General features: G+C 62.0%; 10 protein-coding genes and 2 tRNA genes. 6 read left to right on the plus strand and 6 right to left on the minus strand.

The window, feature by feature from the left end; genetic code table 11:
* The first annotated feature begins 12 nt into the window (after nt 1-12).
* A complete protein-coding gene (gene tal / locus Q0562_RS01440; protein ID WP_298640166.1) occupies nt 13-3,936 on the plus strand; it encodes a transaldolase in 3,924 nt (1,307 codons plus the stop codon).
* A 216-nt stretch (nt 3,937-4,152) separates the two neighbouring features.
* On the opposite strand, the gene murB is transcribed toward tal, so the two are convergent.
* The 6 genes from murB to Q0562_RS01470 form a co-directional block, all read right to left on the minus strand.
* Nucleotides 4,153-5,190 (minus strand): UDP-N-acetylmuramate dehydrogenase, encoded by a 1,038-nt coding sequence (gene murB, locus Q0562_RS01445; RefSeq protein WP_298640169.1) that lies wholly within the window; start codon nt 5,188-5,190, stop codon nt 4,153-4,155.
* Nucleotides 5,156-5,977, minus strand: a complete 822-nt coding sequence (locus tag Q0562_RS01450) for a DUF4261 domain-containing protein (RefSeq protein WP_298640171.1) — start codon at nt 5,975-5,977, stop codon at nt 5,156-5,158. Before Q0562_RS01450 ends, murB begins: the two co-directional genes overlap by 35 nt.
* Nucleotides 5,974-6,375 (minus strand): helix-hairpin-helix domain-containing protein, encoded by a 402-nt coding sequence (locus Q0562_RS01455; protein ID WP_298640174.1) that lies wholly within the window; start codon nt 6,373-6,375, stop codon nt 5,974-5,976. The genes Q0562_RS01450 and Q0562_RS01455 overlap by 4 nt, the downstream gene beginning before the upstream one ends.
* 179 nt (nt 6,376-6,554) lie before the next feature.
* On the minus strand, nt 6,555-8,129 hold the full coding sequence (locus Q0562_RS01460) for a sigma-54 dependent transcriptional regulator (RefSeq protein ID WP_298640177.1): 1,575 nt from the start codon (nt 8,127-8,129) through the stop codon (nt 6,555-6,557).
* 91 nt (nt 8,130-8,220) lie between these two features.
* Nucleotides 8,221-9,978, minus strand: coding sequence for an ATP-binding protein (locus tag Q0562_RS01465; protein ID WP_298640180.1), 1,758 nt, complete (start codon nt 9,976-9,978; stop codon nt 8,221-8,223).
* Nucleotides 9,979-9,991: 13 nt separating this feature from the next.
* Nucleotides 9,992-10,720: a 16S rRNA (uracil(1498)-N(3))-methyltransferase gene (locus Q0562_RS01470; RefSeq protein ID WP_298640183.1), complete on the minus strand. Its 729-nt coding sequence runs from the start codon at nt 10,718-10,720 to the stop codon at nt 9,992-9,994.
* 81 nt (nt 10,721-10,801) lie between these two features.
* Here Q0562_RS01470 and xth point away from each other — a divergent pair, with 81 nt between their 5' ends.
* The 5 genes from xth to Q0562_RS01495 all read left to right on the plus strand — a co-directional run bounded on the left by xth (nt 10,802) and on the right by Q0562_RS01495 (nt 14,310).
* A complete protein-coding gene (xth, locus tag Q0562_RS01475; protein ID WP_298640185.1) occupies nt 10,802-11,563 on the plus strand; it encodes an exodeoxyribonuclease III in 762 nt (253 codons plus the stop codon).
* A gap of 15 nt (nt 11,564-11,578) precedes the next feature.
* Nucleotides 11,579-12,754: a hypothetical protein gene (locus Q0562_RS01480; protein WP_298640187.1), complete on the plus strand. Its 1,176-nt coding sequence runs from the start codon at nt 11,579-11,581 to the stop codon at nt 12,752-12,754.
* Between the two features lie 24 nt (nt 12,755-12,778).
* Nucleotides 12,779-14,032: a hypothetical protein gene (locus Q0562_RS01485; protein WP_298640190.1), complete on the plus strand. Its 1,254-nt coding sequence runs from the start codon at nt 12,779-12,781 to the stop codon at nt 14,030-14,032.
* Between the two features lie 119 nt (nt 14,033-14,151).
* Nucleotides 14,152-14,227 (plus strand) — tRNA-Val (locus tag Q0562_RS01490).
* Between the two features lie 6 nt (nt 14,228-14,233).
* A tRNA-Asp gene (locus Q0562_RS01495) sits at nt 14,234-14,310 on the plus strand.
* The last annotated feature ends 35 nt before the right edge of the window (nt 14,311-14,345 follow it).

Consider the following 14,345-nt stretch of genomic DNA (forward strand, 5'->3'; position numbering starts at 1 on the left):
ATAATGAAAAGAATGCTTATAAACGCGACCCAGCAGGAAGAGCTGCGTGTCGCGCTGGTTGACGGCCAGCAACTCTACGACCTTGATATTGAAACCCTTTATTCCGCACAGAAAAAAGCCAATATATACAAAGGCAAAATCACCCGCATCGAACCCTCGCTGGAAGCGGCCTTCGTTGACTACGGCGCCCAGCGCCACGGTTTCCTGCCCTTCAAGGAAATCGCCAAAGAATACCTGACCGGCTCCACCACCACCCACGACGACCATCCCAGTTTCAAGGACATGATCGAAGTCGGCCAGGAAGTGCTGGTGCAAATCGACAAGGAAGAACGCGGCAACAAGGGGGCGGCGCTGACCACCTACATCAGTCTCGCCGGACGCTTCCTCGTGCTGATGCCGAACAACCCGCGCGCCGGCGGCGTCTCGCGCCGCATCCAGGGCGATGACCGCAAAGAACTGCGCGAAACCCTCGACCTGCTCGATGTGCCGGACAACATGGGCATCATCGTGCGCACCGCCGGTGTCGGGCGCGCCCAGGAAGAACTGCAATGGGACCTCGATTTCCTGCTGCAACTGTGGGACGCCATCTCCGAAGAATACCGCAAAGCCCCGCCGCAACGCCTCATCTACCAGGAAAGCAACATCATCGTCCGCGCCCTGCGCGACTACCTGCGCCCCGACATCGGGCAAATCCTCATTGACGACGAACGCGTCTATCAGCAGGCCAGCGACTTCATGACCCTGGTCATGCCGAACAACCTCGGCAAACTCAAACTCTACCAGGACAACATCCCGCTCTTCACCCGCTACCAGATCGAAGGCCAGATCGAAACCGCCTACCAGCGCAACGTGCAACTGCCCTCCGGCGGCGAACTCGTCATCGACTACACCGAAGCGCTCGTTTCCATCGACATCAACTCGTCCAAAGCGACCAAAGGCGGCGACATCGAAGAAACCGCCTACCAGACCAACCTCGAAGCCGCAGACGAAATCGCGCGGCAAATGCGCCTGCGCGACCTCGGCGGCCTCATCGTCATTGACTTCATCGACATGGGCGTCAGCCGCAACCGCAAAGACGTGGAAAACCGCCTCTACGACGCCACCAAAATTGACCGCGCCCGCGTGCAAATCGGGCGCATCTCGCGTTTCGGCCTGCTCGAACTCTCGCGCCAGCGCCTGCGCCCCTCGATGGACGAATCCAGCCACCGCGTCTGCCCGCGCTGCAAAGGGCAGGGCTCAATCCGTGGTATCCAGTCCATGGCACTCTCGCTGCTGCGCCTCATCGAAGAAGAAGCGATGAAAGACCGCACCCAGCGCATCACCGGCGAACTGCCGGTCAGCATCGCCACCTACCTGCTCAACGAAAAACGCGCCGCCATCCGGCAAATCGAACAGCGCAACAAAGTCGAAGTCGTCCTCGTGCCGAACGCCGACCTGCACACGCCGGACTACTACATCTCGCGCCAGCGCGACGACGAAATTGACGACGACGCTGTGCCGACGCCGAGCTACCGCCTGCGTACCCGCCACGAAAGCCACGAAGAAAACGACACCGTCGTCCACCCCGGCGAGGCAGCAACCGAACAGGCCGCCGTGCAGGGCGTCGTGCCGCGCGCGCCCGCCCCGCAAATCAGCAACGGCAACGAACGCAAAAACGGCCTGGCAGCACTCTTCGCCAAAGTCGTCGCCCTCTTCAAAGACGGCAGCCATGCGCCCCGGCCGCAGGAAACCGCCAAACCCGCCGCCGACAAACGGCGCGAGCGTACCGCTCCTGCGCGCAACCGCCGCGAACGGCACGACGCAGAACAGCTGCAAACCGCCGCACCGCGCCAGCAGCCGGAAAACAGGGCTGCTGCGACCGAACAGGAAACCCGCCGGCAGACACCACGCAACAACAGCCGCCAGGAAGAAGCCGCACGCCGCTACGAAGAAGCCTTGCAACAAAGCCTCCCGCGCGAAGAAACCGCCGCCGCTGCCCCACGCCGCGAACGCGACAAACCCGCGCGCAGCGCCGTGCCGAAAGACGACATCAACCCCAGCCTCGAAACCCTGCTCAACCCGCCGGAAGAAATCAACGGCCGCGCCGTGCGCAAAGGCCGCCCGCGCGACATCCACGCCGTGCGCGGGCAGGGCAAGGCGGACTACATTCCGCAAGAACAGCCGGAAAACGACCACGACATTGACGCCCCCGGCCTCATCGACGACCTCGCGCCGCAAACAGACGCCGACACCACCCCGCCGCCCGTCAAAAAAGCACCGTCCTTTGCCAAAATCAAACCGCTGCCGCCCTCGGACGCCGCCGCCCCCGGACTCGTCGCCCTGCCGGACGACGACACCCCGGCCGAACCCGCTGCCCCGGCCCTGCTGCCCGGCGACAAGCTGCGCGAAGATGCCCGCTTTCCGCTGCACGTCCCCGCTGCCAAAAACAGCGACCATAACCCGCTGCACCAACTGATGGCGCTGGGACAAAGCGTCTGGTACGACAACATCGACCGCACCCTGCTCGACAGCGGCGAACTGGCGCGCCTCATCGCCGAAGACGACCTGCGCGGCCTCACCTCGAACCCCGCCATCTTTCAGAAAGCCTTTGCCGGAGACGCCTACGACAGCGCCCTGCACCACTGGCTGCAAGCAAACACCGGCGGCGTGCGCGACGCCTTCTATGCCCTTGCCATCGACGACATCCGCCGCGCCTGCGACCTCATGCAACCCGTGTACGAAAAAACCGGCGGCACCGACGGCATGGTCTCGCTGGAAGTCTCGCCCGACATCGCGCACGACAGCAACAAAACTGTCGCCGAAGCGCTGGACCTCTACCGCCGCGTCGCGCGCGAAAACCTGATGATCAAAATCCCGGCAACCCTGGCGGGCATTGACGCCATCCGCCGCCTCACCGCCGAAGGCGTCAACATCAACGCCACCCTCATCTTCTCGCCGGAACGCTACCGCCAGACCCTCGAAGCCTACATCGACGGCCTGAAAGAACGCGTCGCCGGCGGTCAGTCCATCGATCTGCTGCGCTCCGTGGCCAGCTTCTTCGTCAGCCGCGTGGACAGCAAAATCGACAGCCTGCTCGCCGACGAACACGCCGACCTGCGTGGCCGGGCGGCAATCGCCAACGCGCAAATGGCATACAGCCACTACCTCGAACGCATCAGCCACGACGACTGGCTCGATCTCGTCAAAAAAGGTGCGGCCGTGCAGCGCCTGCTGTGGGCAAGCACCGGCACCAAAAACCCCGCCTACTCGGACGTGCGCTACGTCGAACTGCTGATTGGCCGCGACACCGTCAACACCATCCCGCCCGCGACCTACACCGCCTACAAAGATCACGGCCGTGCCGAAGAAACCCTGCTGCGCCACATTGACCGCGCCCCGCAACTGCTGCAACAAATCACCGATGCGGGCATCGACTGGGCACAACTCTACGTCGAACTCGAAGCAGAAGGTCTGGCGGGCTTTGAAAAAGCCTTCAGCGAACTGCTCGCCACCCTGACCGCGAAAATCAAAACCCTGCACCGGGCGGCAGAACGGCAAAGCGAAGCCGCAGCAAGCGGTGCCGACGGCGACAGCGCGGCAACAGAAACAGCGGCAGCGCCCGAAAGCGGAACCGCCGGCGTTGCGGAAAATGGCGGCGAAACACCCGCCAGGGACACAGTTGCAGAAGCGGCACATGACGCGGAAGACGTTGCCGAACAGCTGACCACAGCGGACGACGCGGAAGCGCCCTCTGCCGAGACAACAGCCATCGCGGACGACCACAGCGGAACCCCCGCTGCCGACACAACCGCAGAAACAGAAAACGGAGCGGCAGAAACCGTTGACCACGCCGCCGCAGCAGCAGAAAACGGAGCGGAAACAGCCGCCGAGTCGGCAGAAAAAACCGGCGGCGAGGCCGGACAGGACGACAGCGCCGCAGATGCCGCCGGACACTGACCTTCTTCCATCCACCTTTCACGAAATGCCCCCGCTTGCGGGGGCATTTCGTATTTATACAAAGCCAAAATAATCCGTCGCCGGGCGGGCACTTCAAGCCGCCATCAGGCGCTGCCGGTTCCGGCGATTGCTCTGCCCCGCGTTCCGGCACTGAGAACCGGCGGCACTTTCCGGTAGCTTCTCCTCCACAGGCAGTGGCTAACAACGGTGCGATTTTCAGTCTTCGCCGATGATGTCCGGCTCGATGGCCAGCGTCAGGCCATAGCGGGCGTAAACGTCCTGCTGGATACGGGCGGCGAAGGCGAGGATTTCCGCCGCCGTGCCGCCGTGGTTGGTGAGGACGAGGGCATGTTTGCCGCTGATGCCGACGTTGCCGCCGCGCACGCCTTTGTAGCCGCTTTGTTCGATGCACCAGGCGGCGGGGATTTTCACGCGCCCGTCCGCCGTCGGGTAGTGCGGGATGTCGGGGTAGCGTTGTTGCAGGGCGCTGAAGGTGGCATGGTCGGTAATGGGGTTGTGGAAGAAGCTGCCCGCGTTGGGTTCTGTTTTGGGGTCGGGCAGGCGGGTGGCACGCAGGCGGCGGATGGCGGTGTAGGCGTCCTGAGCGTTGTGGATGGTTGCTGCCTGTTCGCGCAAGCCGGGGTAGGCGGTGTCCGGCTGGCCGCGTTTGGCAAGACGCAGGGTGATGGCGCTGATGATGTAGCGGCTGCGCCAGTGTTGTTTGTAGTGGCTTTGCCGGTAGGCGAAGCCGCAGGCAGCGGCGGGGATATCTTCGGTCTGCCGGGTGTTGCGGTTGTAGGCGTGGATGGTGTGGACGGCATCGGCGATTTCGCGGCCATAGGCGCCGATGTTCTGCACGGGCGCGGCGCCGACGCTGCCGGGAATGGCGGCAAGGTTTTCGATGCCGTACCAGTTTTGCGCGGCGGTCCAGGCGACGAGGTCGTCCCAGCGTTCGCCGGCGGCAACACGCAGGTAGAGATGTTCCTGGTCTTCGCCGGTGATTTGCCGCCCGGTGTAACGCGGGCAGAGCAGGCGTTCGCGCACTTCCGCACGGAAGATGATGTTGCTGCCGCCGCCGAGGATGCGGTCGCCGGGGGCGGTAATGCGCCATTCGTCGGGGTGGTCGATGTAGATGAGTTCGCGCGCGGTGGCGGGGCAGGCGAGGGTGTGACGCGGGGCGAGGTTGGCGTGGTATTCGGTTTGCATGGTCTGAAACGGGTTAGTCGTCGCGGTTTCCAGCGGCGTATGGGGCATTGGGGCAGATGTCAAGGACGAGGCGGCTGGGTTCGAGCAGACTGTCTTCGTGGCGGCAGTGCCAGTTTGCGCCGTTGCTGCCGGTAAGGGTATGGCCGTCAGCGATAATGTCGCCGTGTTCGAGGAGGTAGATGGCGGTGTTGTAGAGCAGTTGGGCGACGGCATCGGGGTCAAGGTCGCGATAGTGGCATTGCAGATCGGGCACACCGAAGACGCTGAGGCCGCATGTGTCCATGATGCTGTCGCCGGGGTGGTTGCTGATAGTGTAGTAGCGGACGTTGATGAGGCCGTGGTAGGGCTGGTCGTCGCCGGCATCCAGCCAGCTTTGCGGGTGGTAGTAACGGTTGGTGGCGAGCGGGCGCACGGCTTGCGGCGCGGTGAGTTCGATGAGGACACGGCTGATGCTGCGGATGATGTGCAGGCGCTGGTTGGGGTCAAGCAGGCGGCCGAGGAATTCGTTGACGATGAGGCGGTGCGGGCATTGCGGGACGATGTCGGCGGCCTTTATCCAGCCCCAGCTTTGTTGCAGGGCGTCGGCATCGGGCGCGGTGGCCGGGGTGGCGATGAGGGTGATCATGGTCGGCGCACCCGTTTGGTCGGCGTAGTCGCAGCGGTAGTCGTGCAGGGCGAACATCGGGGTGTCGCCTTTGCCGATGGCTTCAACGTGGCCGAGGTAGGCGGCAAGGCGGGTTTGCCAGGCGGCGGGGTCAATAGGCGGTGGCGCGGTGTAGTAGCCTTCGAGGAAGTAGAGTTCGGGTTGCAGACGGGGTTCGTGGGCGAGGGTCATGGGGTGTTTCCGGGTTCTTTTTGTTTGCGCTTGGCGCTGTATGTCCACCACGGTAAGGCTTCGCCACCGTGTATATAGTCCACGGCGGCTTGCAGGATGTCGAGGACGCAAGGGTTGTGGCGGCTGCCGTCGAGGGCGCAGAGGCGGTGGTAGAGATCGGCGGCGTTTTTGCCGATGAGGTCTTGCGGATGGTGGATGCCGAGGCGGCGCAGGTCTTGCGCGCCGGCAGGGCCGATGTTGGGCAGATCGGTGATACCAATCCCAGAAATTAAGCTGAGAAGGCGGCGCGGCGAAGACAGTATGTTTAATACGGCAAGACGCGCCAACACACTCAGATGATTTTCCGGGATTGGTATGAGTTGATGCAGGTGGTCGCGGCGGACTTCGTCTGGGTGCATGGTGTCAGGCGGCGTGGTTGCGGGGGGTTTGTCGCTGCGCGGGTTGTCTAAACCCTTTCTCGCTGACGCGAGCTGTTCCAGTCCCCAACCCCTTCCGCCGGGGCCCCGCAAAAACGCGCGCGTTTTTGCGGGGCGAGGCCATTGGGGGAGGGGCTTTTTCGTGCGCGTGTCTCGCTCTGTTAGTCAATGCCGAGTTTTTTCAGTTTGTAGCGCATGGCGCGGAAGCTGATGCCGAGTTTTTCGGCGGCTTTGGTCCTGTTGTAGTTGCAGTCTTCGAGGGCTTTGAGCAGCAGGTTTTTTTCCATGGTCTGCATGTAGTCTTCGAGGTCGTCCGGCAGTGGTGCGCTGTTGCGTTGTGGCGGCTGTGCGGGGGCGTAGTTTTCTTGCGGGTAGGGCGCGGGGTATTCGTTGTTCTCATGGGCGACGGGTTGTGTCCGGGGATAGGAGGACGGCGGCATGTAGGGCGGTTGTTGCGGCGGGTAGGGGTAGGGTTGTTGTGGCAGGTAGGGATGGACGGGGGCGGGCTGCGCGGGTTCGTTGTGTGCGGGCAGGCGGTTCTCGCTGACGTGGATGTCTTCGGCTTCAATCATGTTGCCTTCGACGAAGGTGAGCGCGCGTTCGAGGATGTTTTCGAGTTCGCGCACGTTGCCGGGGAAGTCGTAGTTTTCGAGTTTGCGCAGGGCTTTGGGGGTGAGTTGGGCTTCGGGGTAGCCGGAGTCGCGCGCGAGTTTGGCCAGGAGGTGGCGCGAGAGGATGGCGATGTCGCCTTCGCGTTCGCGCAGGGGCGGCATGGTGAGTTCGATGACGTTCAGGCGGTAATAAAGGTCTTCGCGGAATTTGCCTTCGCTGACGCGTTTGGCGAGATCGTGGTGGGTCGCCGAGATGATGCGCACGTCCACGGCTTCTTCGCGGTCGCCGCCGATGGGGCGCACGGCGCGTTCCTGGATGGCGCGCAGGAGTTTGACTTGCATGGACAGCGGCAGGTCGGCGACTTCGTCGAGGAAGAGGGTGCCGCCGCTGGCGGCGACGAAGAGGCCGTCCTGGTCCTGGTTGGCGCCGGTGAAGGCGCCTTTTTTGTAGCCGAAGAATTCGCTTTCGACGAGGTTTTCCGGGATGGCGCCGCAGTTGACGGCGATGAAGGCGCCTTCGCTGCGGTTGCTCTGGTGGTGGATGGAGCGGGCGGCGACTTCTTTGCCGGTGCCGGATTCGCCGTGGATGAAGACGGGGGCCTGGGAACGGGCGACACGGGCGATCATGTCGCGTACGCGCTGCATGACGTCGGCTTCGCCGATGAGTTCGACTTTGCTCGCGGAGCGGCCGCCTGCCGGGGCGTTGTCGGCGGTCTTGCCGCCGGTTTTGTTGCCGCCGCCGCTTTTGCCGCCGCCCGTGCCGGGGTTTTCTTTGAGCGCGGCTTTGCAGACGTTGCGCAGTTGTTTGAGGTCGAAGGGTTTGTTGATAAAGTCGAAGGCGCCGAGTTTGAGGGCGCGGATGGCGGTGTCCATGTTGCCGTGCGCGGTAATCATGCACACGGGCAGGCCGGGGTAGTGTTTCTGGATGTGGGCGAGCAGATCGAGGCCGTCACCGTCGGGGAGTTTGATGTCGGAGATGACGAAGTTGTATTGCTCTTCTTTGAGTGCCTTGATGGCTGCTTTGATGCTGTATGCGCTGGTGCAGGTGATGTCCTGCCCCATGAGGCTCATTTCTATGAGTTCGCAGATGTCGCGTTCGTCGTCGATGATGAGGGCTTTGGTCATGGTTGTGGTTTCCGGTTTGGGGTTGGGTGTTCGGGTTGGGTCGTGTAATGGGCGGGATTTTGCCGCCCGATCGTCCCGCCTGGCGCGTTGTTCAGGTGCCGTCGTCTTCGTCGCTGCCGCTTGCGAGGTAGCGCTCCATGGTGAGGCGGAAGCAGGCACCGGTTTCCCGGCGCACGTACACGATTTGTGCCTGGTTCGCCACGCACATTTCGCGCACGAGGTAGAGGCCGAGGCCGGTGCCGTGCCGCTTGCTGAAAAAGGGTTCAAAGATGCGTTCTTCGTCTTCGGCGGCGACGCCGCAGCCGTTGTCCTGGATGTCGATGTAGAGGAAGCGGCCCACATCGCCCAGGCGGGTGCGCACGGTGATTTCGACGTTGTCGCGGCGTGCGTGTTTGGCGGCGTTCAGCATGAGGTTGTGCAGGATTTGTTCGAGGTGGCCGATGTCGAAGAAGACAGCGTAGTCCTGCGTCGCGGCGATGTCGGCACGGATGGTGGTCGCACCGGTTTCGTCGTTGGTCTGCGCTTCTTTGATGATGCGTTGCAGGAAGGGGTTTAAGCGGATGAGCTGGGTGTTGCGCGGTTTGTCGGAGAAGAGGTTCAAAATGTCGCTGATGATGGTGTTCATCCGCTGGGTGTTGTTCCTGATTTTGCCGGTGAGGAAGTGGATTTTCGGGTCGTCGCTCATTTCTTCGAGGAGGTCGGCGGCGCTTTGCACGGAGCTGAGCGGGTTCCGGATTTCGTGGGCGATGCCGGCGGTCAGGCGCCCCAGCGAGGCGAGGCGGGTTTCGCGCACGCGCTGGTAGCTTTCGTCGATGCTTTCCAGCATGAGCAGGGTGAGTTGCATGTCTTCGTCGCTGCGCAGGGCGTTGAAGCTGAGGCTGTAGCTGCCTTTGCCGATGTCGAGGGTGCGGTTGTCGCTGTACCGCATATGCTGCCAGCGGCCGAAGCGCCGCGCGAGTTCGGGCAGCAGTTCGCCCAGGGTGCGCGGCACTTTTTCGTGTTCGCCGAGGCCGAAGATGGTGCGCGCCTGGCGGTTCAAGGTGAGGATGGCGCTGTCGCCGCTAACGACGATGAGGCCGTTTTGCATGTCTTCGATGATGGAGTCGTTCATTTTCCGCAGCTGCTGGGTGTAGTTGCGGTTGAGTTCGGCGTTGATGCGGTTGTCGCGCCCCTGCGCGGAGAGGTAGCTGACGAGGACGGTAAGCAGGGCGGTGCCGATGGCTATCAGCGCCGGTTCGCGGTAGAGGTGGCTGTGCTGGCCGAGGGCGGTGAGGATGGCGCTCAGGCGGTCGTAGGCGGAGAGCGCTTTGAGTTGTTGCCAGGGGATTTGCGGCAGGATGAGCAGGCAGCCGCCGACACCCGTCCACAGGATGGCGATGCCGATGCCGTAGAGGATGCTTTGCCGCAGGGTGAGGGTGAGGGCGGAGAGGAGGACGGTGCTGAGGATGGTCATCATCAGCAGGCTGGTGTTGCTGAATGCGCCGAGCTGGATGATGAGGGCGGCCATCAGCAGCAGGTCGAAGAAGGCATTACTGAGCAGCAGTCTGTCGCTGACGGGGTCGTGCAGGGAGATGAGCCAGTGGATGCCGAGGGCGGCGATGTAGGCGAGGACGAGCAGCACGAACCAGCTGGTGCCGCCGAGGCCGACACCGTGCAGCGGCGAGCGCGCCGACTGGTCGCTCAGGATGAAGCCGAGCATGAAGAGCAGCGCGGCGACGATGCGCACGACGTTGAACACGCGCAGCATGGCGGCGCGGTAGTGCATGCTTTCCTCGCCGGTAATCTTGATGATGCGGCCGGGGTCGTGCAGCGGGATTTGCAGGTCTTCGTTGTTTTTCAGGGCAAGCATAGGGGGAGTTCGTTCAGCGGATCAGATCGCCGTAGCGCGCCTGGGCGCGGGCGATGGCGACGGTGGCGGCGGTATCGGCGCGCAGGATGCGCGGGCCGAGGTGCTGCGGTTGCCAGTGTGCCGCTTGCGCGGCTTCGACTTCGGCGGGGGTAAATCCGCCTTCGGGGCCAATCAGCAGGCTGAGGCAGTCGGTGGCAGCGGGGGATGCGCCGGCGGGCGCATGGTGCGGGGTGAATATCCAGCGCAGGCCGCTAGCAGCGGTGAGCACGTCCGCAAGCGGCGTGATGGCATCCAGCGGCGGCAACACCGCCCGCCCGCACTGCATGGCGCTCGCGATGATGATGCCCTGCCAGTGTGCCAGCTTCTTGTCGCGCCGCTCACCCGGCGGCAACGCCTCGCTGCGCGCAGCAATGACGGGGACGATGCGGCGCACGCCGAGCTCGACTGCCTTCTGCATCACGCGATCCATCGCCTCGCCTTTGAGGATGGCGGCGTAGAGGGTGAGATTGAGCGGGGATTCATTGGCGGGCGCCTGCCTGCCCGTGATGCGGACGCGGGTGGCGCGGCGGTCAATATGGCTGATTTCGCCGCTGTAATCGCAGCCGTCGCCGTTGAACAGCGTCAGCGCATCGCCCACGGCCAGACGCAGGGCGCGGGCGGCGTGGCGGTGCGCGTCATCATCAAGCGCAACCTCCTGTCCCGCATCAAGGTATTGAGCCGTATAGATCCGAATTTCCCGCATATGGCGTCCGTTGAGGATGAAAAATATCCGTGATTTAATGACTTATCCATTTTACCCCTCACTGACAATTTTTGACACCTCATGATAATCAGCAGCTGGAACGTGAATTCACTGAACGTGCGCTTGCCGCACGTCCTGCAATACCTCAAAGAAGCCGCGCCGGACGTGCTCGGCCTGCAAGAACTCAAACAAACCACAGACGCCGTCAACGCCGCCGCCCTCACCCAGGCGGGCTACCACAGCGCCATCTTCGGCCAAAAAACCTACAACGGCGTCGCCCTGCTCGCGCGCGAACCGCTCACCGACATCGTCTGCGGCATCCCCGGCTTTGCCGACGAACAGGCGCGGGCGATTGCCGCAACTGTCGGCGACGTGCGCATCCTCAACCTCTATGTCCCGAACGGCAAAGCGGTCGGCGACGAAAAATACCACTACAAACTGCGCTGGCTGGACGCCGTGACCGCCTACATTGACAAAATCAGACGCGACTACGGCAAACTCGTCATCATCGGCGACTTCAACATCACCCCCGCCGACCTCGACGTACACGACCCCGCCGCCTGGCGCGACAAAATCCTCTGTTCCGTGCCGGAAAGACAGGCGCTTGCCGCCATCCTCGCCCTCGGCTACCGCGACGCCTACCGCAGCCTGCACCCCGACACCGTGCAATACAGCTGGTGGGACTACCGCATGGGCGGCCTGCGCCGCAACATCGGCATGCGCATCGACCTGACCCTGAGCAACGACGCGCTGAACGTGCAGGCGGCGGGCATCCACACCGCCCCGCGCCACTGGGAACGCCCCTCCGACCACGCCCCGGCGTGGGTGGCCATCGAACCCTGAAACCAAGGAAACAACATGACCATCCTCCAATACATTTTTAGCGTTTACATCAGCGCCCTCGGTACCATCCTCGGCACCCCGCAAGTCGAACCCGACCCGGCACTCATCGCCCAACTCGAACACGAACGCCCCGCTGCCATCGGCAAAAATGGCGCAGATGCCCTTTACGCCATCCCCCAAGCCCCGACAGGCGAACTTACCCTGTATTGCAATCGTGACCGGGCCGACTGCCTCGGCGTTGCGCGGCAAAACCTCGCCGCCTACCGCGCAGCCGCCAAACAGCACAAAAATGCCTGGCAGGCGCAAGAAAAAGCCATCGCCGCCCTGCGGCAATACGAGCATTTCCGCTACACCACAACCTACGAAAGCCCGCTACCGCCCTATGACCGGATTTTCCGGCAGCGCATCCTCGCCGCTTACCGCTTTGCCGATGGCGAAAAAACAGCTGCCATCGAAAGCCTCTGCACCTCGACGGCAGTGGGTTTGCACCTCCTCAACAATGACCAAAACGGCCTGTTCCCCGGCCTGATGGCAACAGGGCTCATTGCAGCAAACACGACCCTGCTGGCGGAAATGCTGGCCGGAAGCCCGGCGGACATCCATCTGCCAACCATCTGCGATGAAATCAAAGTACAACCGGCGGAAAACCTGTCCCTATGTCCGCACCTGGCAGGAGAATGGGAATATACATCCGCGCACTTGGAGAGATTCTTGCAAGAAATCCTTGGCATCTTAAAAAACATGGAAGACGAAGCGCGGCAAAACGGCTTTACAACCCCCGCGCCCCGGAAAGCCTTCATCAATATGGTCAAGCAGGCACAAGCCTACATCTCACATGAATCCACACGCTTTTGCAGCGCCGAAAACAAAGCTGCCGTCGCGCGTGGCGAATTGCCCGATCTCAATCCTGATCCCAATGCCAGAGCGCAATATTGCAGCCCGTACAACTTCCTCTGCGATGCCTGGACGCAGGACTACACTCCCTTCCAAGCACGCCTGCTCAACGTCAACCGCTACCTCACTGCGCTTGACTACCTGCGCCATCCCACCGACACCCCGCCGGCGGGCTATCACATCGAAAACAACACCCTGACCTTCACCCGCTACCCGATACGCAGAAACGAAGAAGGGATGCAAACCGTCACCCTGCCGCTGCCCGGCAGCCGGTATAACAAGCCAAGATCAGAATAACAGACTGAAACAAAAGGGGAAAATATGTACAGCATTCCCCCATTCGTTGCCAACGTGCTACTCAGCGCTCTCGGCACCATCGCAACCACCCCGCAAGTCGAACCCGACCCGGCACTCATCGCCCAACTCGAACAAGCACGCCCCGCCGCTGTCGGCAAAAATGGCGCAGACGCCCTCTTTGCCCTGCCCCAAGCGCCCGCCGTACCGACATTTCAATGTCAGACAGACAGCACCGACTGCCTCGCCAAAGCACGACAAAACCTCACCGCTTACCGCGCAGCCGCCCAACAGCACCAACAAGCCTGGCAGAAACAGGAAAAAGCTATCGCCGCCCTGCGGCAATATGGGCACTCCCGCTACCTTGCCAATTTGGACGCACCGCCTTACGAGCGCACGATTAGCGAACGCTTCCGTGCTACTTACCGCTTTGTGGATGGAGAAAAAGAAGCGGCGATGCAAAGCGTCTGCACCGATGCCGCACTTGGGTTGCACTTTATCAACACCGCACACAGCCAAATACTGGATGGCATCATCGGGGCATCCATGATCGGTCGAGATGTGCCCCTGCTTGCTGAAATGCTGGCGGAAAGCCCGACAGGCACCCGTCTGCCCGCTGCCTGCGACGAAGTCAAAGTGCAGCCTGCGGAAAACCTGTCCCTGTGTCCGCGTATGTACGGCGAATGGCGCGGCATGTCTGAACGGTTACAGAATGCCCTGCAAGAAGAGGAATTGAAGAAAAACGACGAAAAACTCTACAAAGAATCCGGCATAAATCCCAAAACCCACATCATCGCTGCTGGCTTTCGGCAACAAACCCTTGCCTACGCCTTGCATAAAGTCGCGCGTGCCTGTACGGCGGAGGCTAAAGCTGCCGTCGCACGCGGTGAATTGCCCGACCTTAGCGTGAGCATTGAGGCCAAAGCGCAATATTGCAGCCCGTACAACGGCATTTGCATCGCCATAGAAGGGCTAGACTACACCCACTACCAAGCGAGTCTTCTCAACGTCAACCGCTACCTCACCGCGCTGGACTACCTGCGTCACCCCACGGATATCCCACCGGCGGGCTATCACATCGAAAACAACAACTTGATCTTCATCCGCTACCCTGATCGCGAAGATGAGGAGGGGATGCAGACCGTCGCCCCGCCGCTGCCCGGCAGCCGGCAAAAACAGCACGACACAAGCACAATAACGCATGACATCACGTACTTCCCGCAAAAACACAGGGGGCGTTTTGCCGGGAAGCACGCGCAGAAAGGCTTTAATGTCGTGTGAATGACCGGATTTGCAGGTATTTCAAAATCCTTGCTGCCGTAACAAAGCACCGTGGCAAAAACATGAAAAAAGGCTTGTCCCAAACTTAAAAAATACTATAATGCGCGCCTTCACACAGCGGGTGCTTAGCTCAATTGGTAGAGCATCGCCCTTACAAGGCGAGGGTTATAGGTTCGAGTCCTATAGCACCCACCAAAATGCGGAGTGGTAGTTCAGCTGGTTAGAATACCTGCCTGTCACGCAGGGGGTCGCGGGTTCAAGTCCCGTCCATTCCGCCATTCTTGATTCTTCTTCCCTCATTTGTCCATAGTCA

It is taken from the genome of uncultured Cardiobacterium sp. (genome assembly GCF_938028825.1).
Taxonomy (GTDB): Bacteria; Pseudomonadota; Gammaproteobacteria; order Cardiobacteriales; family Cardiobacteriaceae; genus Cardiobacterium.